The organism is Nonomuraea sp. N2-4H (genome assembly GCF_045291505.1).
Taxonomy (GTDB): Bacteria; Actinomycetota; Actinomycetes; order Streptosporangiales; family Streptosporangiaceae; genus Nonomuraea; species Nonomuraea fastidiosa.
This window is the reverse complement of record NZ_CP147987.1, coordinates 3,343,996-3,368,786: the sequence shown is the minus strand read 5'-3', so window position 1 is coordinate 3,368,786 and position 24,791 is coordinate 3,343,996. Positions and strand designations below refer to the sequence as shown.

The following is a 24,791-nucleotide window of genomic DNA, read 5'->3' as shown; positions in this document are numbered from 1 at the left end:
CCCGTCCGGCGTTTTCGATCAACGTCGATGAGCCGGCCGTGCGCCTGCCCTTGATCATCAGCCCGATGGGCGCGCCGGGGAGGGTGACGGCTCAGGTCAGGACTTCAGGAAGTGGAGCACCGCCAGCACGCGCCGGCTGTATCCGGTGATGTGCGACAGGTCGAGCTTGTCGAACAGCGAGTTGACGTGCTTTTCCACCGCGCTCTGCGAGATGTGCAGCGCCTGGGCGATCGAGGCGTTGGTCAGGCCCTGGGCCATGAGCTCCAGCACCTCGCGCTCGCGGGCGGTCAGCTTCGCCAGCGGGTCGCGCCGGGTGGTGCGGGCCAGCAGCTGGCGCACCACCTCGGGGTCGAAGGCGGCGCCGCCCGCGCCCACGCGCTCCAGGGCGTCGAGGAAGTCGCCGACCTGGCCGACGCGGTCCTTCAGCAGGTAGCCGACCCCTTCGACGTCGGAGCTCATCAGCTCGGTCGCGTAGCGCTTCTCCACGTACTGCGACAGCACCAGCACCTTCACCTGCGGCCGGCGCCTGCGGATCTCCAGCGCCGCCCGCAGGCCCTCGTCGGTGTGGGTGGGCGGCATGCGCACGTCGACCACCACGATGTCGGGCTCGTGCCGCTCCACGGCCTCGATGAGCGCCTCGCCGTCGCTGACGGCGGCCGGCACCTCGTGGCCCTCCTCCAGCAGCAGCCGTACCAGGCCCTCGCGCAGCAGCGTGGAGTCCTCGGCCAGGATCACCCGCACGGCAGCACCGCCGTGACCGTGGTGGGGCCGCCCGCGGGGCTGTCGACCTCGAACCGGCCGTCCAGCGCCGCCACCCGCCTGGCCAGCCCGGACAGGCCGCCGCCCGACGGCCGCGCGCCGCCGACGCCGTCGTCACGCACGCGTACGAGCACCGCCGCCCCCTCCTTGTGCACCTCGACCGTGATGGCCGCCGCCCCTGAGTGCTTGGCGGCGTTCGTCACCGCCTCGCACACCACGAAGTACGCCGCCGTCTCCACCGCCATCGGGGGACGTTCGGGCAGCCGGCAATCTACCGTGACCGGGACGCTCGAGCGCTCCGCGACCCCGGCGAGCGCCTCGCCGAGCCCGAGCGAGTCCAGCCCGCTCGGGTAGACGCGCCAGGCCACCTCGCGCAGCTCGGCCAGCGCCTGCTGCGCCTCCTGGTGTGCCTGCTGCAGCAGCTCGGGGCGGCCGCGCAGGGAGCGGCCGATGAGCATCGACAGCGCTACCAGGCGTTGCTGCAGCCCGTCGTGCAGGTCGCGTTCGATGCGGCGCCGCTCGGAGTCGACCGCGGCGACGATGCCGGCCCGGCTCTCGGCCAGCTCGTCGATGCGGCGCCGCAGCTTCTCGGTCGGGTCGGGGCCGAGCATGCGGACGGCCAGCCGGCGTTCCAGCGCGTGCACGCCCGCCACCCCCGACAGGTCCAGGAACAGCAGGACGAACCCGCTGATCGTCAGGTACGCCACCAGCGGCGCCGTCGGCCGCATGCCGTCGTACGGCTCGCCCATGCTCCAGGCCAGCAGCAGCCGTGTCACCATCACCGCGCCGATCGCCAGCAGCGCGATCACCAGGCCGCCGAGCACCCCGATGGGCAGCCGCGCCGCCAGGTAGCGCAGGGCGCGATCGCCGCGCTCGTCGCCGAGCGCGTCCAGCTCGGAGGTTTGCAGGCGCAGGCGGCGCGCCTCCAGCCGGGCCAGGCGGCGGCCGGTCGCGCGGACGTTCGGATGGCTCAGGAACGGCAGCGCCACGATGAGGAAGAGGAGTTCGAACAGTGCGGTCAGACCGCCCGCCGTGACCGCGCCGGTCACCCGCAGGCCCTCAGCGACGGCTCGCATGCCTGCCCTTGCGCCGCTCGGCCAGCCGGACGCCGATGAACACCAGGATCGCCACCACCACGATGGCGATCACCACGTTGGTGGCGATGCCGACGTACGTCTCGACGAGGTGCCAGTTCTCCCCCAGCACGTAGCCGGCCATGACGAAGATCGTGTTCCAGATGAGGCTGCCCGCCGCGGTGAGCAGCGTGAACGTGAGCACCGGCATGCGCTCGACACCGGCCGGGATGGAGATCAGGCTGCGAAAAATGGGGATCATCCGGCCGAAGAAGACGGTCATGCGGCCGTGCCGCTGGAAGAACGCCTCGGTCTTCTCGATGTCGGAGGTCTTGACCAGGGGGAGCTTCGCTGCGATGGCCAGCGTGCGCTCGCGGCCCAGCAGGGCTCCCACGCCGTACAGCGCGAGCGCGCCGATCACCGAGCCCAGGGTGGTCCAGATGATCACGTCGAGCAGCTGCATCTCGCCCTGGCTCGCGGTGAAACCCGACAGCGGCAGGATCACCTCGCTCGGCAGGGGCGGAAAGAGATTCTCCAGCGCGACGGCGAGGCCCGCCCCGGGTGCTCCGAGGCGGTCCATGAGTCCTACCAGCCAGTCAGTCATGCGATCCAGGCTATGGATGATCGGAACGCGTGCGGAATGAGGCCGATGCCCGTTCGCTACTGCGGTAAACCCCACCCCCCACGTACCGTACACTGTACGGCCGTGAGCTCTCAGACGGATCTGGCCCGGTACCCTGCGGTCTTCCAGCCCGGCGACCCGCCACGAAGCGGGCACATCGCCTTCCTCACCCCAGAGGGGGACAGTGTGCTGACCGTAGCGGAAGAACGTGACGGCGGCGTGGCCACCCGGTCCGTCCCCGCCACGTTCGTGCCCGTCGGGCAGGCCGTCGCCGCCCTGGCCAGAGCCCGCAAAGACCCCCACGCTCACCCAGCGGCGCGCTTCTGGGGCGCCGCCGCGCTCATCGCGCTGCAGCTCGTCACCCGGGGCCGCATCCTGCCCGGCGTATCCCCCGGCGAGCACGACTCCTGGCGGGCCGGGCCGCTGGACGCCGACGACGCCCGCCGCGTACGCGAGTTGGCCGCCGCCATGCCCGCCGCCGCCCGCGCCGTACCGCTCTCTCTGGACGGCACCCCGCACGCCGCCGGTGATGCGCTGCTGCCTGACGCCGAGCCGCTGCTGCGGGCCTTCCTCGACGCCGTCGCCGACGCCATGCCGCGCTCGCCCGGCGCCGTACGCGCCACCGGACAGACCGCCTACGCCGCCATGAACCCCGTCAAGGTGCCCCACCTGCGCGGCTGGGCCGAGGAGGTCTCATCAGGGCTGGACGCGGGCCTGCGGCTGTCGCTGCGCATCGAGGCCGACGACCTGGCCGGCGATCAGGACGGCGCCGAGCTCCGCGCCGTCGCCCAGCTGCACAGCCTCGCCGACCCCGCGCTCGTCGTGGACGCCGCCGACCTGTGGCGCGGCCGCGACCCCGGCTTCGGCCCGCGCGCCAGGATCGAGGCCACCCTCGCCGTACGCCGGGCCGCCCGCGCCTGGCCCCGCCTGCAGGAACTGCTCGACAGCGCCGTGCCCGACGAGCTCGCGCTGTCCGACGGCGACGTGGAGGAGCTGCTGGCCGGGGCCGCCGACCGGCTGGCCGCCGCGGGCGTGGACGTGCACTGGCCGCGATCCCTCGTCCGCGGCCTCACCGCCCGTGCCGTCGTCGGCGACCGCGACCCGGCGCCGTCCGACCTGCCCTCCTTCCTCGGCGGCAACCACCTGGCGAGCTTCGACTGGCAGCTCGCGCTCGGCGGGCAGCGCCTGACCGCCGAGGAGATGGACCGGCTCGCCGAAGCGCACCGCCCCGTCGTACGGCTGCGCGACCAGTGGGTGCTCATCGACCCCGACCTGGCGCGCAAGGCCCGGCAGCGCGAGCTCAAGCCGCTGACCGGCATCGAAGCGCTCGCCGCCGCGCTCACCGGAACGGTCGAGGCCGAGGGCGAGCAGGTGCCCGTCGAGCCCACCGCCTGGCTCGACGAGCTGCGCCGCCGCCTGTGCGAACCCGCCGACGTGCCGCCGCCGCCCGGCCTGGCCGCCACCCTGCGCGACTACCAGCTCTCCGGGCTGCGCTGGCTGGCCAGGATGACCTCGCTCGGTCTCGGCGCCTGCCTGGCCGACGACATGGGCCTCGGCAAGACCGTCACGCTCATCGCCCTGCACCTGCACCGTGCGGCCGGGCCGACGCTGGTCGTCTGCCCGGCCTCGCTGCTGGGCAACTGGGAGCGGGAGATCGCCCGCTTCGCGCCCGGCGTCCCGGTACGCCGCTACCACGGAGGCAACCGCACGCTCGCCGACGAGGGGTTCGTGCTCACCACGTACGCCACCATGCGCCTCGACGCCGACCGCCTGGCCGCGCACACCTGGGGCATGGTGGTCGCCGACGAGGCCCAGCACGTCAAGAACCCCGCGTCCGGCACCGCCAAGGCGCTGCGCGAGATCCCCGCCGCCGCCCGCGTCGCCCTGACCGGCACCCCCGTCGAGAACAATCTGTCGGAGCTGTGGGCCATCCTCGACTGGACCACTCCCGGCCTGCTCGGACCGCTCGCCCGTTTCCGCGCCCGCTGGGCCAGGCCGGTCGAGTCCGGCGACACCGAGGCGGCGGAACGCCTGTCGCGGCTGGTCGGGCCGTTCCTGCTGCGCCGCCGCAAGAGCGACCCCGGCATCGCGCCCGAGCTGCCGCCCAAGACCGAGACCGACCGCCCCGTGCCGCTCACCACCGAGCAGGCCGGCCTGTACGAGGCCGTCGTCCGCGAGATCATGGGCCGGATCGCCGACGCGCGCGGCATGGCCAGGCGCGGGCTCATCGTCAAGCTGCTCACCGGGCTCAAGCAGATCTGCAACCACCCCGCCCAGTACCTGCACGAGAGCGACCCGCGCCTGCCCGGCCGCTCCGGCAAGCTGGAGCTGCTCGACGAGCTGATCGACACCATCGTCGCCGAGGACGGCTCCGTGCTCGTCTTCACCCAGTACGTCGCCATGGCCCGCCTCCTTGACAGGCACCTCACCGGGCGCGGGATCGCCACCCAGCTCCTGCACGGCGGCACGCCGGTCGCCCGCCGCGAGGAGATGGTGCGGCGCTTCCAGGACGGCGAGGCCCCCGTCTTCCTGCTGTCGCTCAAGGCCGCGGGCACCGGCCTGAACCTCACCCGCGCCGACCACGTCATCCACTACGACCGCTGGTGGAACCCGGCCGTCGAGGACCAGGCGACCGACCGCGCGTACCGGATCGGCCAGACCAGGCCCGTCCAGGTGCACCGGCTCATCGCCGAGGGCACCATCGAGGACCGCATCGCCACGATGCTGGCCGCCAAGCGCTCCCTCGCCGAGGCGGTGCTCGCCTCCGGCGAGGCCGCCTTCACCGAGCTGACCGACGCCGAACTCGCCGCCCTGGTCGAACTCCGATGACCCGGCCGACCGCCCTCGGCCCGGCTCGCCGCCGCGATTCCCCGCCGATCGCCCTCGGCTCGGCTCGCCGCCGCGATTCCCCGCCGATCGCCCTCGGCTCGGCTCGCCGCCTCGGCTCCTTGCCGGCCGCTCTCGGCTCGGCTCGCCGCCTCGATCCCTCGCCGGCCGCCCCGGGCCGGTTCGCGTCGAAGCCCCCGTTGACCGTCCTGAAGTCCCGCATGAGCGTCCTGGAGCCCCGATGACCCCCGCCCGCGGCTTCCCCGCCTTCCCCCGCCAGCGCGCCGGCGCCCGCTTCGCCACCTCCTGGTGGGGCCGCGCCTGGATCCAGGCCATGGAGGACACCTCGCTCGACGCCGGCCTGCTGCGCAAGGGCCGCGCCTACGCCAAGACCGGGCAGCTCGGCCCGATCACCGTCAGCCCCGGCAGGCTCGCCGCCGTCGCCGAGAACGACTACGACGTGGTCGTGAGCGTCGAGCAGCTCACCGATGCCGAGTGGGAACGCTTCCTCGACCAGGTCGCCGCCAAGGCCGGCCACATCGCCGCGCTGCTCGACGGCGACATGCCGCACGACCTGGTGGAGGCGGCGCAGGACGCCGCCGTGCCGCTGCTGCCCTCCGTCGGCGACCTGGAGCCCGAGTGCTCCTGCCCCGACTGGGGTCACCCCTGCGTGCACGCCGCCGCCCTGTGCTACCAGGCGTCATGGCTGCTGGACGCCGACCCGTTCGTGCTGCTGCTCCTGCGCGGGCGCGGCGAGCGCGAGCTGGTCGAGGCGCTGCAGAATCGCGACGTGCCCGCCGCCGCGGGCCCGCCCGGGGCCGGTGGCGGTCCGGCGGGCTCGGAGGGCGCGGACGCGACCGGTGGCGTCCTGCGGCCGTCCGGGACGCCCGCGAGCGTGGCGTTCGCGGCGGGGGTGCCGCCGCTGCCCGAGCCGCCGCCGTACGACGTCGCCTTCACCCCGCCCGCCCTCGACCCGGCGCCCGGCGTGGACGTGGCCGCCCTGCAGGTGCTGGCCGCCTCGGCGTCCGCCCGGGCGCGCGAGCTGCTGCTGCACGACCGGTGGCCGGAGCTGACCGAGCACGAGGACCACGTACGGCTGATCGCCGAGCACATCGGCGACGAAGGCGCCGACGACGGGCCGGCAGTGGCCGCCTGGCGGCACGGCGGCGCCGAGGGCCTGGCCGTGCTCGAACGCCCCTGGACGCCGCCCCGCCAGGACCTGGCCAGAGCGCGCGCCCGGCTCGAAGCGGCCTGGGAGGGCGAGCGGCCTCCGCCCCTGCACGCCTGGCGCAACCGCTGGACGCTCGGCGACGAGATCCAGCTCCGTTACGGCCGCGACGGCCGCTGGTACCCGTTCACCCGCCGCGACGACCGGTGGTGGCCCGCCGGTCCCCCGGAGCGCGACCCCTCCGCGCTCATCGGCTGAGCCACCACCCTCACGCGGCCATCGAGACAGCGGCCATCGGACACCCTCACGTGGCCACCGACACCACGTGCCCCACCGACGTACGGTCGTCGATCAGCGTGAGCATGCAGTCGGCCAGGTCGGCGCGCGTGGTGGTGTGCCCGCCGCGCACGCTGAGGTCGCGGGCCGTGCGGTAGCGGCCCGGGGCCGCGGCGTCGGTGAGGCGGGCGGGCCGCACGATCGTCCAGTCGGTGTCCGAGTCGCGCAGCAGCCGCTCGGCTCGCGCCAGGTCGGCGTAGGAGTGGCGGAAGACGCGTTGCACGATCGGCTTGAGCACGTACCGGGTGACGAGGCCGTCGCCCGCGTCGCTCTCCAGGCCGGCGGCGCTGACCATGAGCAGGCGGCGCGCCCCGGCGTGTTCCATGGCGGTCAGGATCGAGCGGATGCTGCCGGAGCAGACGGTGGTGGGGCCGTTGCCGTGCGGGCCCATCGCGCTGAGCACGGCGTCGCGACCGGCGACGGCGGGGGTGACGGCGTCGGGGTCCATGACGTCGGCCACCACGACGTCGGCCCGTTCGCGCAGCTCGGCGGGCAGCCGGGCCGGGTCGCGGACCACGGCGGTGACCTCGTGGCCCCGGTCCAGCCCCTGGCGGACGAGCTGGATCCCGCTGCCGCCGGTCGCTCCGAAGACAGTGATCTTCATACGACTCCTCCCAAGGGGGTGAGTGAGTACTCACTACCCTACTCGGAGAGGGCCGCGGTCACTCAGGCGCGTAGAAACCGGTGGTCGCGCGAACGGCCGCCTCGACGGCCTCGGGCACGCCCCCGGCCGCTCGGTACGCCTCGCCCCACGCCTCGCTGCTGGCCACGATGCAGCGGCGGCCCTCCTCGGTCTCGTGGAAGGTGTCGGTGTCGGGCTTGGATGCGCCGGTCAGGTGCAGGGCCAGGCCGAGCAGGCTCAGGTCCCAGCCCACCCCCGTGGCGCCGGGGCCGAACTGCGCCCACATCTCCTCCGGCACCTCCGCCGTGTGGCGCAGCTCCAGCAGCGTGCCGCCGTCCTTGGCGGTCAGGCTCACCTCGACCTCGCTGAAGCCGGGGTTCGGCCCGAACAGCCAGCTCACCTTGAACAGGCTGGGCGGCTCGCAGCGCAGGATCTCGCCGTGGGCGTTGCCCTCGAGCTGGTAGTGGCCGCCGAGCCGAAGGTCGCCGGAGACCGGCATGAACCAGCGGGCCAGCCGGTCGGCCTCGGTGCAGGCCGACCAGACGTCCTCGATCTCGGCGTCGTAGTGGCGGCGCAGTACCTGCACCTTGCGCTTGCCGTCGATCAGCTCGCGGTGCGCTTTGTTGATCTCTTCGACCATGTCCATCAGGACTCCTCCTTCTCATTGGTGATGCGGCGTTCGCGCTTGCCCCGGGCCAGCTCCGTGGCCAGCGCGTCCAGGCGCTGGTCCCAGAAAGCGCGAAAGCGCTCCAGCCAGGCGTCGATCTCCCGCAGCGGGCCGGGCTCGACGGCGTACAGGCGTCGGGTGCCCTCTGCCCGTACGCTGGCGAACCCGCTGTCGCGCAGCACCCGCAGGTGCTGGGAGACGGCCGGCTGGGAGATGCCGAACTCGCGCTGGATGACGGCGGTGACCTCGCCGGAGCTCTGCTCGCCGGTTGCCAGCAGCTCCAGGATCCGGCGGCGTACCGGATCGCCGAGGACGTCAAAGGCGTGCACCCACGAGAGTGTTTCAGGAAGAGCTTATATAAGTCAAGGCTTAATCTTCGTCGTCGAGCCCGCGAGCGCTCAGCGCCTCGCCGAGGGCGTCGGCGTACCGCAGAGAGCTGACCACCAGCGGCACCGCGAAGGCGCGCAGGCTGCGCTCGACGCCCCTGGCCCGCTGTGCCTCCCTGACCCGCGTGGCCAGCGAGGCCACCACCGGCACGCTGCGGATGGTCAGCGACAGCAGCAACGACAGACGGAACGGATCCAGCCCCACGAACCTGACCGGCGACAGCAGGCGTTCCAGCGCCGCCGTCATGTCCGACGACCTCGTGGTCACCGTCACCAGCCCGGCCAGCGCCACCGCCAGCACCACCCGCAGCGTCGTGGCCAGCGCCGCGTCCAGTCCCACGAGCACGAACTGCACGGCGAACAGCGCGAGCGCGAACCAGCGCACCGGCTTGATCTGCGCCCACGCCACCGCCGCGCCGACCCTGGCGAGCGCGTACAGGCCCGCTGTCACGGCCGCCGCCCCGGCCAGCGCGAGCGGCGAGCTCAGCAGCACCAGCACCGTGCAGGCCAGTGCGAGCGCGGCCAGCTTGGCCCCGGCCGGCAGCCGGTGCAGCAGTGAGCTTCCGGGGACGTAGGAACCGGTCAGGCTGTTCACGCCATCAGCTTCCGGTAGTGGGCGATGGCCTCGGCGGGGGTGCCGTCGGCGGCGATGCGGCCCTCGTCGATCACCAGCACCCGGTCGAAGCCCGACAGCAGCGGCAGGTCGTGGGTGACCAGGAGCACCTGCTGCGGCATCTCCTCCAGCAGCTCCGCGACCTGGCGGGAGTGGCGCAGGTCGAGCAGCGTGGTGGGCTCGTCCATGACGATGATCTCCGGCTCCAGCACCATGACCGAGCAGAGCGCGAGCAGCTGCTTCTGCCCGCCCGACAGGTGGTGCGCGGGATGGTCGGCGTGATCGGCCAGGCCGTAGCGCTCCAGCACCTGGCGTACCCGCCGGTCCACCTCCTCGCGCGACAGGCCCTTGCGGCGCAGCGAGAACGCGACGTCCTCGGCCACCGTCGGCATGACGATCTGCGCGTCGGGATCGGTGAACAGAAAGCCGACACCGCGCCTGATCTTGGCGCCGTCGCGGCGGGTGTCCATGCCGAGCACCGTGACGCTGCCCGACGTCGGCAGCGCCAGGCCGTTGACCAGCCGGGCCAGCGTGCTCTTGCCCGAGCCGTTGGCGCCCACCACGCCGACCCGGCGCTCGGGCAGCTCCGCGGTGATGCCGCGCAGCACGTCGCGGGTGCCCAGCCGGACGTGCACGTCCGCGAATTCGATCATGTCTCACACCACCTCGAACAGGGCGGCCACGCCGAGCCCGCCGCCGACCGCGGCCGCGGCCAGGCCGAGCGTGCCCTTGGGAGCCGCCGCACGGACGAGCCTGCTGAACAACCTGGTCACCACGACCGCCCCCGTCGCGCCCCACGGGTGCCCGAGCGCGAGCGCGCCGCCGTCGGGGCAGACCCGCTCGTCGTCCGCGCCGAGCGGGTCGAGCCCGAGCGCGTCGGTGACGGCCAGCACCTGGGCCGCGAACGCCTCCACGATCTCCACCGCCGCGAGCGACTCCAGACTTGTTCCGGTACGCGCGAGCACCCGCTCGATCGCGGGCACCGGCCCCCACCCGGGCAGCTCGGGATCGCACCCGGTCACCGCCCCGGCCAGAAGCCGCAGGCCGGGCAGGCCCGCCCGCACATGCTCGGGCACCACGGCCACGGCGGCGGCGCCGTCGCTGACCGGGGAGGAGTTCCCCGCCGTCACCGTGCCGCCCGGCACGAACGCGGCCGGCAGCCGGGCCAGCGACGCCGCGCGCAGCGGGCGCGGGCGCTGGTCGTCGCCGCGGCCTGCGACGGGCACGATCTCCTGGGCGAACCGACCCGCCGCGCGGGCGGCCAGGGCGCGGGCGTGGCTGCGGCAGGCGTAGGCGTCCTGGCGTTCGCGATCGATTTTCCTGGCCTGGGCCAGCGCCTCGGCGGCCGGGCCCATGTCGGGGTCGGGGGTGCCGTGGGGCGTGAACGGCGCCCGCTCGTACGGGGCGCCGGCCCCGCGGAACGTGCGCAGCGGCGCGGTCGAGGCGCTCTCCACACCTCCGGCGATCACCAGGTCGGCCTCGCCCGCGCGTACCGCCTGACCGGCGAGCAGGATCGCGGCCAGCCCGCTGCCGCACTGCCGGTCCACCGTCACCCCGGGCACCTCGTGCCCGAGCCCGGCGGCCAGCGCGCAGACCCTGGCCAGGTTGCCGCCCGGGCCCATGCAGTTGCCCAGCATCACGTCATCGATCCGCCGTCCCGGCAGGTCGGCGGCGACGGCGGCGATCACGGGCGCGGCCAGGTGCTCGGCGGTCAGCTCCTTGTACGCGTGCCCGGCCGTGCCGATCGGGGTGCGCCTTGCGGCCACCACCACGGGGGTCAGGTCCATGTCACACCAGCCGCCTGATCGCCGGGTCGCCGTCCGCCAGCCGGGCCGCCACCTGCGCCCGCGCCGGCTTGCCCGTGGGCGTGCGGGGCAGGCCGGACATCGCGTACCAGCGGCGGGGCCGCTGCGCCCAGTCGAGCGCGGCGCGCGCGGCCTCCTCCAGCAGGGCGCGCGCGGGCGGCTCGCCGAACGGGCTCTCGATGACGGCGGTCACCACCGACTCCAGGGACGGGTGCGGCGTCCCGACCACCACGGCATCTGCCACGCCGGGCACCTTGCGCAGCACCTCCTCGACGTCCTCGGGCACGACGGTGGCCCCGCCGGTCTGGATCGCCCCGTCGCCGCGCCCGCGTACGCGCAGCCCGCCCTCCTTGTGGTAGGGCTCGGCCACATCGCCCACGCTCACCCAGCCGTCGCCGTCGCGCCGCAGCGGCCCGGCCGCCTCACCCAGGTAGCCCTCGGCCAGCCATGGCGAGCGCACCCACACCTCGCCCAGCGGCCCGTCGCCGCGCACCTCGATCTCCACTTCGGGAAAGGGACGCAGGCCGCTCCCGTCGGTGTCGGCGGCCACGAACGACAGCTCGGTGGCCCCGTAGTAGGCGACCACCCGCACCCCGGCCTTCTCCGCGGCCTGCCGGGCGCCGGGGGCGAGGGCCGCGCCACCGACCACGGCCACCCGCAGCGCTCCCGGCCGCTCCAGCACGTCCGGCAGCCGGTGCGGCACCAGGTGCACGACGGTCGCCTCGGCGAGGTGATCGGCCAGCGCGCCGCCGGGCCAGCGGCCGGGCAGCAGCGCCGTCGCGCCGGTGGCCAGGGTGTGCAGGGCGGCGAACGCGTACAGGGAGGAGACCAGCGGGCCGGGAATGAGCACGACGTCGTCGGGGCCGATGCCGGTCAGCGCGTTCAGGTGGGGGTACGAATCGGTCCAGGAGGCGCGAGTACGGACGATGGCGCGCGGCCGTCCCGTGCTGCCGGAGCTGAAGCAGGCCCAGGCGAGATCGCCTGGTTGGGCGCGGCGCGGCACATCGGGCCCGGCCGCGTACGGCAGGGGCGCGTCGATCAGCACCGCCACCGGCGGCGCGGCGGGCGTGCGCCGGTCGGCGGGTCGAGTCGCGTGCGGCGCCGGCTCGCCGGCGGGCACCGTCGCCGACGGCCCGGTGACCGCCGCTAGAGGGCCGGTGACGGCCGATAGAGAGCCGGTGGCCGCCGTCAGGGGGCCGGTGACCGCCGCCCACCGCGCGCGGTCCCAGGTGTGCTCGCCCACCAGCGGCGTCGCCCCGGCCAGGTCGGCGGCCAGCACGGCGACGAGCAGCTCCACCGGGTCGGCCAGACCGATCGCGGCCGTGGTGCCGGGCCCGGCCCCGGTCTCGGCCAGGTGCCTGGCGGCACCCTTGACCCGGTCGGCGAGCTGCGCGTACGTCAGCTCGCCACCGGGTCCGCGCACCGCGAGCCTGGAGGGGCGCTCGGCGGCGTGCGCCAGCACGTGTTCTGCTACGGGCATCGAGCCGTCAGCGCTCCCCACCGGCGCGCAGGCGTTCCTGGTGCACGGCGGGCACCGCGTCGGGGTAGGCCCGCTGGACGCCCCTGACCACGACGGCCGTCAGCGCCGCCTTGATGAGGTCGCCGGGCACGAACACCAGCGTGAGCCCGGCCGCCGCGCCGAGCGAGGCGCCCGACACCAACGCCTGGATCGGGATCCCGAACAGGTAGACCACGCCCATGCCGCCCGCGACGCTCGCCAGGAACAGCCGGAGCGTGCTCGGGCTGCGGCCGGCCCGCTCGACCAGCCAGCCGGTGAGGGCCGCGCCGGGCAGCCAGCCGATGAGGAACCCGGCCGACGGCGCGGTGAACACGCCCAGCCCGCCTCGCCCGCCGGCCAGCAGCGGCAGGCCGGCGGCCACCAGCACGTACAGCACCAGTACGGCCAGCGCGCCGCGCCAGGTGCCGAGGATGGCGCCGGCCAGCATCACGCCCATGGTCTGCAGCGTGATCGGGACCGCGTTGCCGAAGACGTTCAGCGTGCCGGGCAGGCCCATCACCGCGATCAGCGCGGTGAACACGGCCACCCGCGCGAGCGTGCCCGTCTCGAGCCTCCTGCGCTGTTTCCCTTCATCCTTCATGGCGTCGATCCCACACCAGAACGGGCACGCTCAGGCATGGAGGTATCCCACAACATTCCCTCCGATCATCTGCTGGCGATCGATACCGCGTTCACGCGCCGTCCCTGCCGCACGGCGCCGCATCGAACGCGGCAGTTATCCCGTCTTGCCGGGATCGCAGCTCTTTGGCGCTCAGTGTACGGTTCGGCAGGATCACCGTGACCGGCCGGGATGCCACCTTGAGACTGACGCGGATCGTGTCCGGGGTCAGCGTCGTGCCGTTGGGATAGTGCAGGCGTACGCGATAGTCGCGGACCTCGCCACCGTCCTCCAGGCAGTCGCGGGCGCCGTTCTCGACCCGTTTCATCAGACCCTGGTTGATCTGCCGCCCGCGCATGGGGACGAGGTTGTAGCGCATGCTCACGCCGCGGAACGAGGCGGCGATGAGGTGGCCGCCCTGCCAGTCGCCGCGCCCGCCCCAGTCGCCGACCGCGCCTTCGCAGGAGCCGCGCGGGGCGTCCCGGTCGACCAGGATCCTGGCCACGGCCTCGACGGGGCGGCCCGCGGCGTCGGTGGTGAAGGTGTGGTCGTAGGCGCGATAGGTGGCTGAAGGCCGGAGCAGGCGCGCGCACGGGACGGCGTCCGGCTTGGCGGGCGCGGGCGCTGGGGCGGATGCGGGGGCGGATGCGGGGGCGGTGAGCAGGAGCGCGGTGGCGCCCGCGCCGCCCAGGGCACGGCGAAGCCGGGTCGGGGGCACGACGGGAAGTCCTCTCGGGATTCAGGGGATGCGCCGCGCAGGGGAAGGGAAGGCCGGCGGCATGGAGGAACTCGATCGGCCGCCTGCCGGCTTTGTCGTGACGTCCGTGCCCGCGAGGAGTACTACGTAACGTTACCGATCGGCCACTTTGAGCGCTTGTCGCAGATAGGTCCGGCTGCGAAAAGCAGCGCCCTGGCCAGGTCGGTGGCCGCCGTGGTGCGGCCGCGGTGCGATGGCCTCGCGAATTCGCCCTTCTCACGGCCATCCGTCCCGATAATCTGCGGCAAGATCGAATCCGGGGATTCGGTCGCCATCGACTGACCAGACCAGATGGATCGAGACCGCAGCATGACCGGACCAGGAACACTGATCGGCGGCCGTTACCGGCTCGAACACCCGCTGGGCCAGGGCGGCTTCGGTCGCGTCTGGAAGGCCCATGACGACCGGCTGCGCGCCGACGTGGTCGTCAAGGAGGTGTACCTCCCTCCGACCCTCGACGAGGAGGATCGCAACGCGCGACTCAAGTACGCCGAGCGGGAGGCCCGCAACGCCGCCCGGCTGCGCCACTGCCCCAACATCGTGCCCGTCTACGACGTGGTCATCGAGGACGGCCGGCCGTGGATCATCATGGAGCTGATCAACGGCGAGTCGCTCGAGGACCGGATGCGGACCGGGCCGCTGGCGGAGCCCGACGTCGCCGACCTTGCCAAGGCGCTCCTTCATGCCTTGGAGGCGGCCCACGGCGCGGGTGTCGTCCACCGCGACATCAAACCCGCGAACGTCATGCTGGCCGCCGACGGTCGGATCATGCTGACCGACTTCGGCATCGCCATTCACGAGACCGACACCCGCATGACATCGACCGGCACGGTGATCGGCTCCTTCGAGTACATGGCGCCCGAGCGTTTCAACGGCGATCACGGCTCGCCCGCCTCCGACCTGTTCTCCGTGGGCGCGACCCTGTATCAGGCGGCGGAGGGCGTCTCACCGTTCCGGCGCGGCGCCGTCCCCGCCACCATCGCCGCCGTCCTCCGTGACGAGCCTCCGCCGCTCACCCGCGCCACACGCCTCGCCCCGCTGCTGAACGCCCTGCTGGCCAAGGACCCCGGCAAGCGCCCCTCCATCCCCGACGCCCTCGACCTCCTCCGCACCCCTGACCAGGGACCCGCGCCGACGAAGAGGTACACCACACCGGTCACCGCGCCCACTGTCCCGCAGGAGACGCCGGAGAAGCCCGACCCGCCGGCCTCCCCGCCCATCGCTCCTCAGGACGCACCTGCTTTCCAGGAGTCCTGGACGGGTGACGAGCGCCTTTCGGCGTTCTGCTGGGAGGAAGGTCCGGAGCTGTTGTCGTGGATCTTTCGGGGCCTCGCCTTCATCGTCGCGACCCTTGTCGTGATCGGGCAAGCGCTCGGAGAGCTGGACGACTCGACGAGGTGGGTGGGCATGGGGGTCTTTGCGGCCTTGATGCTGGTCGGCCCCCTGGCGAACCAGTGGTTGCGCTTCACGACGAAGAGGAGCATGCCCGCGAGAAGCGTGCGCCTCGACCGGGACGGCGTCACCGGCAGCGACGGCTCCGGCGTCCAGACCATCCCCTGGACCGCGATCAGGCAGGTCACCGTCCGCCACACCGACGACGCCATGGGCGTCGCCCACCACCCGCTGGCCCTGCACGTGCGGCTGGACCAGCCGGGCTCCGCGGTGTACCGCCCGGTCGGCTGGCCGCTGGACACCCCCGTGCCCAAGATCTTCCGGCGCGCCATCGAGAAGGACGACTGGGTGCCCGTCTGCGTCCTCGGCCCTCTGTCCGACCCGCGCAGGACCGACTTGAAGAACGCCCTGGCGGCCTGCAAGGGGCCCCTGACGGCGGACGAGCTGAACTGGTGACCGCCTGTCAGGCGGCCAGGCGCAGCGCCCTGGCCACATCCGCGGTCGCGGCCGAGGTCTCGGCGGCGGTGTAGCCGCCGCGCAGCGAGGCGTCGAGGTCCTTCAGGCCGTTGCCGCTCAGCGTGATCACCGCGCGCAGGCCGGGTTCCAGCCCGCCCCTGGCGTGCAGGTCGAGCAGCCCCGCCACGCCCGCCGCCGAGGCGGGCTCGGCGAAGACGCCGTCGCGGCGGGCGATCATCCGGTACGCGGCGAAGATCTGCTCGTCGCTCACCGCGGCGATCAGCCCACCGGACTCGTCGCGGGCCGCGATCGCGCCGTCCCAGGTCGCCGGGTGACCGACGTTGATCGCGCTGGCCTCCGTGCGCGGCTCGGCCACCGGCGCGCCGTGCACCAGCGGGGCCGCGCCCGCCGCCTGGAAACCCCACATGCGCGGCAGCCGGTCCGGGCTGTAGGCGCGGTAGCCGGTCCAGGTCGCGGTGATGTTGCCGCCGTTGCCGACCGGCAGGCAGTGCACGTCGGGGGCCGCGCCGAGGGCGTCCACGATCTCGTACGCGACCGTGCGCTGCCCGGCCAGCCGCAGCTCGTTGCGCACCGAGTTGACGAGGGCGACCGGGTGGTGGGCGGCCAGCTCGCGGGCCACCCGCAGGCAGTCGTCGAACGTGCCGCCGACCTCGACGATCTCCGCGCCGTACCGTACGGCCTGGGCCAGCTTGCCCAGCGCCACCCTGCCCTTGGGCACGAGCACGGCGGCGCGCAGCCCGGCGCGGGCCGCGTAGGCGGCGGCAGAGGCGCTGGTGTTGCCGGTGGAGGCGCAGATGACGGTCTGCGCGCCGGCCTCGACGGCGCGGCTGATCGCCACGGTCATGCCGCGATCCTTGAACGACCCCGTCGGGTTCGCCCCCTCGACCTTCAGCCAGACCTCGCAGCCGGTCAGCTCGGACAGGTGGGCCGAGCGCAGCAGCGGGGTGTTGCCCTCGTTGAGCGAGACGGCCGGGGTGTCGGGGGTGACCGGCAGGAAGCGCCGGTAGGGGCTGTCGATCAGGCCACGCCAGGTGTTCATGCCGAGAACCGTAACATTCGTTAGAAGATTTCGGTACGGACGGGTTGATGTAACATTTGTCAGCATGGAGAGCGACGCGATCGTGGCCCGGCTCAGCTCCGTCTACGCGGAGCTGCCACCCGGCGAGCGCGCGGTGGTGCGGGTGCTGCTCGACGACCATCCGTTCGCTGCGCTGGGCTCGCTGCGCGCGCTGGCCGAGCGTGCGGGGGTGAGCCCGCCGACCGCCTCCCGGCTGTTCGACCGGCTCGGGTACGCGGGGTTCGCCGAGTTCCAGGCCGCCGTACGCGACGGCGCCAGAGACCGCTCGCGCCTGCTGGAGTACGTCACCGGGAAAAGCGAGCCCGGCGAGCCGTCAGGCGGGCTGGGAGAGGCGGCGGAGGAACTGCGCGCCGGCCTGGACGGCGCGCTGGCCGCCGTGCCCGCGCCGCTCTGCGACCGCGCCGCGGGCCTGCTGGCCGAGGCCAGGACGGTCTGGGCGCTCGGCGGACCGCTCAGCGAGCTGGCCGCCGACTACCTCATCCGCCAGCTCGCCGGCCTGCGCCCCGGCGCGCACCGGGTGCCGGAGCCGCCGCACGCGCGCGCCCGCACCGTGCTCGACCTGGGCGCGTCCGACCTGGTGGTGGCCTACGACTTCCGCCGCTACTCCCCCGCCACCGAGCGCTTCGTACGCGCCGCGCGCGGCAGGGGCGCACGGCTGATCCTCATCACCGACACGTGGGGCTCGCCGCTGGCCGCCGAGGCGGAGCTGCTGATCGCGCTGCCGCGCGAGGCCGCCGGGCCGATCGCGCCGCTCACCCACGAGATCGCGGTCACCGAGCTGCTGCTCGTCGCCACCGCCGCGCGCCTGGCCCCGGCCGAACGGCTGGCCGAGCTGGATGCGCTCACCCGGTCGCTGTGAGCCGCTTGTAGAAGAAGCTGCACTCGCGCAGCGTGCCGTCGGGCGAGGCCGCATAATCGGGGACGATGCCGTAGCGGGTCCACCCGCCGGTGAGGTAGACGTGCTCGGCCGCGCTGCCGGTCTCGGTGTCGAGCATCAGCAGGTCGAGCCCCGCCGCAAGCGCCGCCTGCTCGGCCGCGGCCAGCAGGGCGCGTGCGTGGCCGCGCCCGCGCGCCTCGCTGTGGACCATGAGTTTGACGATCTCGCCGCGGTGGCGGGCGTTCGCCTTGGTCGCGGGGGCGAGGCCGACGGTGCCCACGACCGCGCCGTTCTCGCGGCAGACCCACACGATGAGATCGCCCGAGGCCACGGCCGGGGCCTGCGCGCGCCACCAGGCGGCGGCGTCCTCGTGGTCGAACGGCGTGACGAACCCCAGCGACGAGCCGCCGTCCACGGCGTCGGCGAGCAGTGCGGCCAGCTCCTTGACGCAGGTGTCGAACGCGGCCGGGGTCAGGCGGGCGATGGTGCGCATGGGGCTCCTCCCGGGGGTCAGGGCAGGACGACGAAGATGGCGTACCGGACCGGATCGGGGCCCGGGCAGCGGAACCGGGACGGCCCCCACAGCCGGAAGCGCAGGCAGTCACCGGCTCCCACGGTGTGGGTGCGGCCGTCGAAGGTGATCTCCACCGCGCCCTCCAGCACCCAGATGTGCTGCTCAAGGCCGGGTACGGGCGGTGCGTCGTAGGAGATGTCGGCACCCGGCCGCAGCCGCCCCTCCACGACCTCGCCGCTCAGCCCGGGATGGGGCGGCGAGACCGAGCGGCGGACGAACCCCGACGTCTCGTCCCGCCACACCTGCTGCGCCCCGGCCGCCACGATCTGCGGCGGCTCGGACTCCACCTCGGCGAGCAGCCGCGACATCGTCCGCCCGTACACCTCGCAGAGCTTGCCGAGCAGCGCCGCCGTGGGGCTGATCTCGCCGCGCTCCAGCCGCGACAGCGTCGAGCGGCTGATGCCGGAGCGGCTCGCCAGCTCCTCCAGCGACCAGTGGTGCTCGACGCGCAGCCGGGCGAGCCGATCGGCCAGCCTGGCCTCCACATCCACGGGCTGTCTCATATCCGGGATGATATCCCAGATCTGAGAATCAGCGTCGGCGGATCTTGATGTCGCGCATGTCCGTCACGCCGATGCGCAGCACCTCGTACGGCTGCCCGTACGCCTCCAGCGCCGCCATCGCGCCCAGGGCCGCCTCGTCCTCCCCGTCGTCCGGCCCGGCCGGTACCTGGCAGCGGAAGGTGAACGCCGACACGCTCGGGTCGTGGGTGAAGGTGCCCGCCTCGGTGTACGCCGTGCCGCCCGCCGCGCGCACCGCCTCCCGTCCGGCGTCGTCGATCGCCTGGAACTTGCCGCTGATCGTCACCCGGAACATCGCGTCACTCCCCGCGTACGCCATAGCCCAGCACCTTCTCCCCCAGCACGCTCTCGGCCGCGTCGAGCAGATCGAGCACGGCGGCGGCGATCTCGTCGGGCCGCTCACCCGCCGCCGTACGGCGGCCGATCTCGCCCATCACCAGCGCGTGCAGGCTGCCGATGTGCCAGGCGATCACGCGGGGCAGCGGATCTTGCGGCCCATCACCGCACTCCTCGGCCAGCAGCGCGGCCAGCTCGTCGGTCATCCTGCGGCCCAGGTCCTCAAGGCGCGCGGTCAGCGTGGGCGCGGCCCGCATCATCTCCAGCACCCGGCCGAAGCCCGGAGTGAGGCCCACCCGGCGCTCGCGCTCACGCACCTCCTGCCGCAGCCGCGCCAGCACCGCACCGGCCGCCGACTCGCCGGGCGCGCGCCCGGCCACGATGTCGGCCAGCCGGCGGGGCGAGGCCTCCTCAGGAGGCAGCACCAGGTCCTCTTTGGACTGGAAGTAGTTGTAGACGGTGTTCACCGACACCTCGGCGGCGTCGGCGACCTCGGCGATCGTCACGTTGTCGAAGCCGCGCTCCACGAACAGGCCGACGGCCACCTCGGAGATGCGCTGCCGCGTCAGGCGCTTCTTGCGCTCGCGGAGCCCTTCTGTCATGCCGCTGGAGCGTACTGCAAACTTTCAGTGGACTCCAACTTTACAGCCGACTCCACGAAAGGAGTTCGTGGCACGCATGGATGAGAGTGGAGAAGAAGAGAAACCGGCCCCTCAGAACACCCGCTGACATGGCGGCATAGGGGCGGAAGGGAAGAGATGTGGCGCCGGGCCCGGACGCACCATCAGCATACGTCCGGGGTGTCCCTATCGCCACAGAGACACCCCGGACGTGCGAGTCGTGCGTCAGCCGTTCAGCAGCGCGACGAGCTGCTCCTCCTCGTAGGCGAGGTGCGCCTCCAGCTCCTTGGTGAGCCGGTCCACCCCGGCGACCAGGTCGGCGGGAGCGACGTCGGCGGCGGACAGCAGCGCCTTGAGCTCGTCGAGCAGCCGCGCCACCACCTCGTGCTCGGCCCGCATCCGCTGGATCGCCGGGGCCAGCTCCGGGAACTGCTGCTCCATCCCGCGGAACAGGCCGTTGTCCTCGTGCGTGTGGTGCACGTGCAGGCCGCTGCACATCGTCAGGCAGTTGACCCGCAGCTGCGCGGCCAGGCGCGGCCCCGAGGCGGCGGCCTCCCTGCGGATCAAGGCCAGCTCGCGGCGGAAGGCGTCGTGGATGTCCTTGAGCGCGTCGCCCATACGCCGCCCGGGCGGCGGCCCGGGGTTCACCTGCACCAGCGCCACCACCGGCAGCGTGCGGCCCGAGCGCTCCTCGTAGGCGGCCCAGCCCGGGTCCATCTCGGCCGCGCGGGCGAACAGGCGGTCGCGCTCCTCGCCCTCGAGCACGATGGCGTCGGCCTCGTAGGTGAGAATGCCGTCCTCGACCGTCACCCGCGGGTTGGCGAGCACGTTGTGGTACCAGTCCGGGTGCTTGGGCGAGCCGCCCGCCGAGGCGATGACGAGCAGGCGGTCCTCATCGGGCAGGTAGCCGAGCGGGGTGGTGTGGGGGCGTCCGGTCTTGGCGCCGGTGGTGGTGAGCAGCAGCAGCCTGCCGCCCTCGAAGGGGCCGCCGACCTTGCCGCGGTTGGCCCGGAACTCGTCGATGATCTGCTGGTTGAAGTTGTTCGGCATGCTGAAAAGAAGGCTCCTGGTGAGTGGGTGTCGTGGACATGCTGAAACCCGCACGGACATGCCGGCGTACGGGTGTTACGACACCGAACCAGGCATGGGGAGACGCGCGGGCGCGGTGTGCTCAGGCACGACCGACGGTGCTAGTGGCCATTGGCGTCAACCCCCTTGGTACGGCGCCTCCATGCCGCGACCGTCCTCCCGGACCGCGACACGCGACGCGACCGCCATTACGCCCAGATCGCCCAAGATCTGTCAACCGGCGTCGGGCTGAGTACAGTAGCTGTACTGAAGGGGGTGGGTGCGACCGCACGCGACAAGGGCTCATCCGCCGACGAGCCTGCCAGGAGCCAGGCAGCAGGCAGCGCCGCAGCTACCACCTCACCAAGGCAGGCGCGGACCTGCAGGTGGTGCTGGGCGCGCTGCAGCAGTGGGGCGACGCCCACCGCCCGCGCCCGTCCGGGCCGTCGGCCCTGCGCAGGACGCGCTCCACCGGCGAGCCCGTGCACGTCGCGTTCGTGAACGGAGAGGGCCGCGAGGTGGCCTGCGACGACGTCGTGATCGACGTCCATCCGTGATCGATACCAGGCTTTGCCGGAGGTTGAGGTAGGACGCGGTCTCGCCGGGCACGCCGACCCAGTCACGCCGCCGGGTCCGGCGGCCGGCATGAGAAAGGAAGTTCCGCGATGACCGCTGTGCGGGCCGACGCGTCCGGCCAGTTCATGATCGAGAAGACGCTGCCTGTCAACCGGCTCGGCTACGGCACCATGCAGCTGACCGGGCCCGGCGTGTGGGGGCCGCCGGCCGACGAGGACGAGGCCGTACGCGTGCTGCGCCGCGCGGCCGAGCTCGGCGTGACGCTCTTCGACACGGCCGACTCCTACGGCCCCCTGGTCGCCGAGCCGCTGCTCAAGCGGGCGCTCGCCCCGTACGACGAGAGCATCGTCATCGCCACCAAGGCCGGGCTCACCCGCCAGGGCCCCAACCAGTGGACGCCCGTCGGCAGGCCCGCCTACCTGCGCCAGCAGTGCGAGATGAGCCTGCGCGTCCTCGGGCTCGAGCGGATCCCGCTGCTCCAGCTCCACCGCGTCGACCCGGAGGTGCCGCTCGAGGACCAGGTCGGCGAGCTGAAGAAGCTCCAGGACGAAGGCAAGATCGCGCACATCGGCCTGTCGGAGGTCAGCGTCGAGCAGATCGAGCAGGCGCGCGCCGTCGCCCCGATCGCCACGGTCCAGAACCTCTATAACCTGTCCAACCGGTCCGCCGAGGACGTGCTGGAGTACTGCGAGCGCCACGAGATCGGCTTCATCCCGTGGTTCCCGCTGGCCACCGGCCAGCTCGCCAAGCCCGGCGGGGCGCTCGACACGATCGCCTCGCGGCTGCCGGCCACGCCGTCGCAGCTCGCGCTCGCGTGGCTGCTGCGCCGTTCCCCGGTGATGCTGCCGATCCCCGGCACCTCCTCCATCGCCCACCTGGAGGAGAACGTCGCCGCCGCCGGCATCGAGCTGTCCGACGACGACTTCGCCGAGCTGTCCTCGGCGGTCTCCTCCTCGAGCTGAGTCCCGCCCGGTTGGGGCCGTCCCCGGGCCCGCCGGGACGGTCACCGGCCGGCACCTTCTCACGTGACATCCGGTCCGGGCCTGCCGCGCGGGTGTGAGGATGTCACGTGCGACGGGGAAGCTCCTGGGAAGGTGGCGCGATCACCTCCCCATCTGAGTTGTCTTTTGCAACTCAGCTGGTGAACGGAGAAACAGCATGGACATCAAGGGATCGGTCGCCCTCGTGACGGGCGGAAATCGCGGGATCGGCCGCGCGTTCGCCCGAGCGCTCGTCCAGCATGGCGCGGCGAAGGTGTACGTCGGCGTCCGAGACCCGGGCAGTGTGCAGGACGCCGACGTCGTGCCGCTGCGCCTGGACGTCACCGACGAGCGCGGCATCGCCGCCGCGGCGCGGGAGGCCGGTGACGTCTCCATCCTGATCAACAACGCGGGCGTCGGTGACGGCAGGACCGCGCTGCTGGAGGGCACGCTCGACGGCGCCCGCCAGGCGATGGAGGTCAACCTCTTCGGCACCTGGCGGGTCTCGCGCGCCTTCGCCCCGATCCTGGCCCGCAACGGCGGCGGCGCCCTGGTCAACATGCTGTCGCTGGCCTCCTGGGGCGGGCGGCCCGGCTTCCCGGGGTACGCGGCGTCGAAGGCCGCGCAGTGGTCGCTGACCGACTCCCTGCGCCAGGGGCTGCGCGAGGAGGGGACGCTGGTGATCGGGGTGCACGTCGGGTTCGTGGACACGGATATGGCCGCCTGGGTCGACGCTCCGAAGATCAGCCCTGAGGCCGTGGCGGAGCAGACCATGGAGGCGCTGCTCGCGGGCCGTGCCGAGGTGCTGGCCGACGAGCGGACCCGCGAGGCCAAGGCCGCGCTGTCGCAGCCGATCGTCTGATCTTCACGCCCTCTCGGCTTCCGCAGGTGCCCGGCCGGCCGGAGCCACATCGCCTTCCCGCCTCGTGAGCAGGAGCGCGGCCGCGGCGAGCAGCGTGCACAGCGTCATACCGGCGAACAGCGGCACGGCGGTGTGGCCTCCGGCGATGCCCATCAAGGGGGCCACGGCCGCGCCGAGGGCGTTCTGCAGCGTGCCCAGCACCGCCGAGCCCGTGCCCGCCGCATGCGGTACGCGGTCCAGCGCGAGGCCGGTGGCGGTGGCGCAGACCTGGCCGAGCCCGATGAAGGCGACGCCCAGCAGGCCCAGCGCCCAGAACCGGTTCAGCTGCCCGGCGAGGGTGAGGAGCAGCGCGGCGACACCGGGGACGAGCATGAGCGCCAGCCCCGCGCGCAGCAGCAGGCGGGGGCTGATGCGGCCGGCGAGACGGCTGCCGGCCAGCGTGGAGGCCGTCGCGGTCAGCGCGCCCGCGGAGAAGACGGCCGACGCCGTGCCCACGCTGAAGCCCAGGACGTTCTGCAGGAGGAACGGCGAGGCGGAGATGTAGCAGAACAGCGCGGCGAACGCGAGGCAGAAGGCGAGCATGTAGCCGAGGTAGGGGCGGTCGGTGAGGACCGTGACGCCGGCCCGCAGCGAAGCGCCCGCGCCGCCGGTGTGCCGCCGCTCGGCGGGCAGCGTCTCGGGGATGCGTACGCAAGCTGCTGCGAACATCAGCGCCGACGCGCCCGCCAGCACCCAGAACACCGCACGCCAGCTCCCTGTGCCGCCCACCACGGCACCGCCCGCCAGCGGAGCGAGGATGGGCGCGATGCCGCCGAGCCCCATGAGCAGGCCGAACAGCCTGGCCGCCGCCGCGCCGCTCGCGACGTCGGTCACCACGGCACGGCCGACGACCACCCCTGCCGCACCCGCGAATCCCGTGACGAAGCGCAGCACGACCAGCACGCCCAGCGTGGGCGCGACCGCGCACAGCGCCGTGGCCAGTGTGCAGACGCCGGTGCCGATGAGGATCGGCCCGCGCCGCCCGTAGCGGTCGGAGAGCGGGCCGAGCACGAGCTGGCCCGTCGCCAGCCCCACGAGGAAGGCGGTGAGCGTGAGCTGGACGCCGGCCGCGTCCGTGCCCAGCTCGCGCGCCATGGTGGGAAAACCCGGCAGGTACATGTCGGTGGACAGCGGCACCACGAACGACAGCAGGGCGAGGGTCACCGTCAGCCCTGAAGCCACCGGCCGTCGGGCGGCGAAGGTCATCGGCACTCCGGTCAAATAGATATAAGTTCATATCTATATCTAAGGTAAGATCCAGGAGTGCGCAAGAGCGATGCCCCTGCCGGCCGTGACGACCTGCTTCGCGAGGCCAGGCGGCTCGCGCCGGCACTGTACGCGCTCGCCCGCGTGTTGCGGCAGGGCGGCATCACCGAAGCGGGCCTGCCGCCCCTGCCCCCGTCGGAGCTCGACGTGCTGCGCTACGTTCTCGACTGCCCCGGCACCGGCACCAAGGCGCTCGCCCACGAGCTGGGGCTGCACAGCAGCAACGTCAGCACGGCCGTGCGCGCCCTGCTCGCCCGCGGGCTCATCCGCCGCGAGCCCGACCCGCACGACCGCCGCGCGGTGCGCCTCTATCCGACCGTGGACGCCCAGCACGGCATGGCCATGATCGAGGACGCCTGGGCGGAGATGTTCGC

At 73.3% G+C, this 24,791-nt stretch carries 26 protein-coding genes and 1 pseudogene; 8 read left to right on the top strand and 19 right to left on the bottom strand.

What is annotated here, in order from left to right:
• Positions 1 to 96 precede the first annotated feature (96 nt).
• From WBK31_RS15635 to WBK31_RS15625, 3 genes are read right to left on the bottom strand one after another with little or no spacing between them, the layout of a single operon-like run.
• Positions 97 to 741, bottom strand: coding sequence for a response regulator transcription factor (locus WBK31_RS15635; protein WP_364051286.1), 645 nt, complete (start codon positions 739 to 741; stop codon positions 97 to 99).
• Positions 732 to 1,835 carry a sensor histidine kinase gene (locus tag WBK31_RS15630; RefSeq protein WP_378788918.1) on the bottom strand — a complete coding sequence of 368 codons (1,104 nt, stop codon included), beginning with the start codon at positions 1,833 to 1,835 and terminating at the stop codon, positions 732 to 734. The genes WBK31_RS15635 and WBK31_RS15630 overlap by 10 nt, the downstream gene beginning before the upstream one ends.
• On the bottom strand, positions 1,819 to 2,436 hold the full coding sequence (locus WBK31_RS15625; protein ID WP_364051280.1) for a DedA family protein: 618 nt from the start codon (positions 2,434 to 2,436) through the stop codon (positions 1,819 to 1,821). Before WBK31_RS15625 ends, WBK31_RS15630 begins: the two co-directional genes overlap by 17 nt.
• A 102-nt stretch (positions 2,437 to 2,538) precedes the next feature.
• Here WBK31_RS15625 and WBK31_RS15620 point away from each other — a divergent pair, with 102 nt between their 5' ends.
• The gene (locus WBK31_RS15620) at positions 2,539 to 5,283 is read left to right on the top strand and encodes an SNF2-related protein (RefSeq protein WP_406675099.1); all 2,745 of its coding nucleotides are present in this window, start codon (positions 2,539 to 2,541) and stop codon (positions 5,281 to 5,283) included.
• A gap of 238 nt (positions 5,284 to 5,521) precedes the next feature.
• On the top strand, positions 5,522 to 6,706 hold the full coding sequence (locus WBK31_RS15615) for an SWIM zinc finger family protein (protein ID WP_406675098.1): 1,185 nt from the start codon (positions 5,522 to 5,524) through the stop codon (positions 6,704 to 6,706).
• Between the two features lie 46 nt (positions 6,707 to 6,752).
• Here the strand turns inward: WBK31_RS15615 and WBK31_RS15610 are convergent, their stop codons facing one another.
• From WBK31_RS15610 to WBK31_RS15570, 9 genes are all read right to left on the bottom strand, one after another.
• Complete coding sequence (locus tag WBK31_RS15610; RefSeq protein WP_406675097.1) at positions 6,753 to 7,388, bottom strand: NAD(P)-dependent oxidoreductase; 636 nt, start codon at positions 7,386 to 7,388, stop codon at positions 6,753 to 6,755.
• 58 nt (positions 7,389 to 7,446) lie between these two features.
• Entirely contained in the window at positions 7,447 to 8,052 is a 606-nt protein-coding gene (locus WBK31_RS15605; RefSeq protein WP_406675096.1) for an SRPBCC family protein, read from the bottom strand.
• Positions 8,052 to 8,402, bottom strand: coding sequence for a metalloregulator ArsR/SmtB family transcription factor (locus tag WBK31_RS15600; protein ID WP_364051265.1), 351 nt, complete (start codon positions 8,400 to 8,402; stop codon positions 8,052 to 8,054). The genes WBK31_RS15605 and WBK31_RS15600 overlap by 1 nt, the downstream gene beginning before the upstream one ends.
• Positions 8,403 to 8,442: 40 nt before the next feature.
• Entirely contained in the window at positions 8,443 to 9,054 is a 612-nt protein-coding gene (locus WBK31_RS15595; RefSeq protein WP_364051262.1) for an energy-coupling factor transporter transmembrane protein EcfT, read from the bottom strand.
• Entirely contained in the window at positions 9,051 to 9,725 is a 675-nt protein-coding gene (locus WBK31_RS15590) for an ABC transporter ATP-binding protein (RefSeq protein WP_364051259.1), read from the bottom strand. Before WBK31_RS15590 ends, WBK31_RS15595 begins: the two co-directional genes overlap by 4 nt.
• 3 nt (positions 9,726 to 9,728) lie before the next feature.
• Entirely contained in the window at positions 9,729 to 10,859 is a 1,131-nt protein-coding gene (locus WBK31_RS15585) for a thiolase family protein (protein ID WP_406675095.1), read from the bottom strand.
• Position 10,860: 1 nt separating this feature from the next.
• Positions 10,861 to 12,357 carry a class I adenylate-forming enzyme family protein gene (locus tag WBK31_RS15580; protein ID WP_378788929.1) on the bottom strand — a complete coding sequence of 499 codons (1,497 nt, stop codon included), beginning with the start codon at positions 12,355 to 12,357 and terminating at the stop codon, positions 10,861 to 10,863.
• A 7-nt stretch (positions 12,358 to 12,364) separates the two neighbouring features.
• The gene (locus WBK31_RS15575; RefSeq protein WP_364051250.1) at positions 12,365 to 12,976 is read right to left on the bottom strand and encodes a biotin transporter BioY; all 612 of its coding nucleotides are present in this window, start codon (positions 12,974 to 12,976) and stop codon (positions 12,365 to 12,367) included.
• Between the two features lie 91 nt (positions 12,977 to 13,067).
• Entirely contained in the window at positions 13,068 to 13,712 is a 645-nt protein-coding gene (locus WBK31_RS15570; RefSeq protein ID WP_364051247.1) for a DNA/RNA non-specific endonuclease, read from the bottom strand.
• A gap of 348 nt (positions 13,713 to 14,060) precedes the next feature.
• On the opposite strand from WBK31_RS15570, the gene WBK31_RS15565 reads away from it, so the two are divergent.
• A complete protein-coding gene (locus WBK31_RS15565; protein WP_406675094.1) occupies positions 14,061 to 15,599 on the top strand; it encodes a serine/threonine-protein kinase in 1,539 nt (512 codons plus the stop codon).
• A gap of 7 nt (positions 15,600 to 15,606) precedes the next feature.
• Here the strand turns inward: WBK31_RS15565 and thrC are convergent, their stop codons facing one another.
• The gene (gene thrC, locus WBK31_RS15560; RefSeq protein ID WP_406675093.1) at positions 15,607 to 16,659 is read right to left on the bottom strand and encodes a threonine synthase; all 1,053 of its coding nucleotides are present in this window, start codon (positions 16,657 to 16,659) and stop codon (positions 15,607 to 15,609) included.
• 64 nt (positions 16,660 to 16,723) lie between these two features.
• Here thrC and WBK31_RS15555 point away from each other — a divergent pair, with 64 nt between their 5' ends.
• Positions 16,724 to 17,557, top strand: a complete 834-nt coding sequence (locus tag WBK31_RS15555; RefSeq protein WP_364051238.1) for a MurR/RpiR family transcriptional regulator — start codon at positions 16,724 to 16,726, stop codon at positions 17,555 to 17,557.
• Here the strand turns inward: WBK31_RS15555 and WBK31_RS15550 are convergent.
• The 5 genes from WBK31_RS15550 to WBK31_RS15530 all read right to left on the bottom strand — a co-directional run bounded on the left by WBK31_RS15550 (position 17,541) and on the right by WBK31_RS15530 (position 20,676).
• Entirely contained in the window at positions 17,541 to 18,068 is a 528-nt protein-coding gene (locus tag WBK31_RS15550; protein WP_364051236.1) for a GNAT family N-acetyltransferase, read from the bottom strand. The genes WBK31_RS15555 and WBK31_RS15550 overlap by 17 nt on opposite strands.
• A gap of 17 nt (positions 18,069 to 18,085) precedes the next feature.
• Positions 18,086 to 18,652, bottom strand: coding sequence for a helix-turn-helix domain-containing protein (locus WBK31_RS15545; protein ID WP_378788936.1), 567 nt, complete (start codon positions 18,650 to 18,652; stop codon positions 18,086 to 18,088).
• A gap of 28 nt (positions 18,653 to 18,680) precedes the next feature.
• On the bottom strand, positions 18,681 to 18,989 hold the full coding sequence (locus tag WBK31_RS15540) for a DUF6204 family protein (protein ID WP_378788938.1): 309 nt from the start codon (positions 18,987 to 18,989) through the stop codon (positions 18,681 to 18,683).
• Positions 18,970 to 19,608, bottom strand: coding sequence for a TetR/AcrR family transcriptional regulator (locus tag WBK31_RS15535; RefSeq protein ID WP_378788939.1), 639 nt, complete (start codon positions 19,606 to 19,608; stop codon positions 18,970 to 18,972). The genes WBK31_RS15540 and WBK31_RS15535 overlap by 20 nt, the downstream gene beginning before the upstream one ends.
• Before the next feature lie 243 nt (positions 19,609 to 19,851).
• Positions 19,852 to 20,676, bottom strand: a complete 825-nt coding sequence (locus tag WBK31_RS15530; RefSeq protein ID WP_406675092.1) for a nitroreductase/quinone reductase family protein — start codon at positions 20,674 to 20,676, stop codon at positions 19,852 to 19,854.
• Positions 20,677 to 20,714: 38 nt separating this feature from the next.
• On the opposite strand from WBK31_RS15530, the gene WBK31_RS15525 reads away from it, so the two are divergent.
• From WBK31_RS15525 to WBK31_RS15515, 3 genes are all read left to right on the top strand, one after another.
• Positions 20,715 to 21,251 carry a winged helix-turn-helix transcriptional regulator gene (locus WBK31_RS15525; protein ID WP_378790240.1) on the top strand — a complete coding sequence of 179 codons (537 nt, stop codon included), beginning with the start codon at positions 20,715 to 20,717 and terminating at the stop codon, positions 21,249 to 21,251.
• 108 nt (positions 21,252 to 21,359) lie between these two features.
• Positions 21,360 to 22,232, top strand: coding sequence for an aldo/keto reductase (locus WBK31_RS15520; protein WP_364051218.1), 873 nt, complete (start codon positions 21,360 to 21,362; stop codon positions 22,230 to 22,232).
• Positions 22,233 to 22,428: 196 nt separating this feature from the next.
• On the top strand, positions 22,429 to 23,112 hold the full coding sequence (locus WBK31_RS15515; protein WP_406675091.1) for an SDR family oxidoreductase: 684 nt from the start codon (positions 22,429 to 22,431) through the stop codon (positions 23,110 to 23,112).
• A gap of 3 nt (positions 23,113 to 23,115) precedes the next feature.
• Here the strand turns inward: WBK31_RS15515 and WBK31_RS15510 are convergent, their stop codons facing one another.
• The gene (locus WBK31_RS15510; RefSeq protein ID WP_364051212.1) at positions 23,116 to 24,357 is read right to left on the bottom strand and encodes a multidrug effflux MFS transporter; all 1,242 of its coding nucleotides are present in this window, start codon (positions 24,355 to 24,357) and stop codon (positions 23,116 to 23,118) included.
• 57 nt (positions 24,358 to 24,414) lie between these two features.
• Here WBK31_RS15510 and WBK31_RS15505 point away from each other — a divergent pair.
• A pseudogene (locus WBK31_RS15505) lies at positions 24,415 to 24,723 on the top strand (MarR family winged helix-turn-helix transcriptional regulator); the annotation flags it as partial.
• Between the last annotated feature and the right edge of the window lie 68 nt (positions 24,724 to 24,791).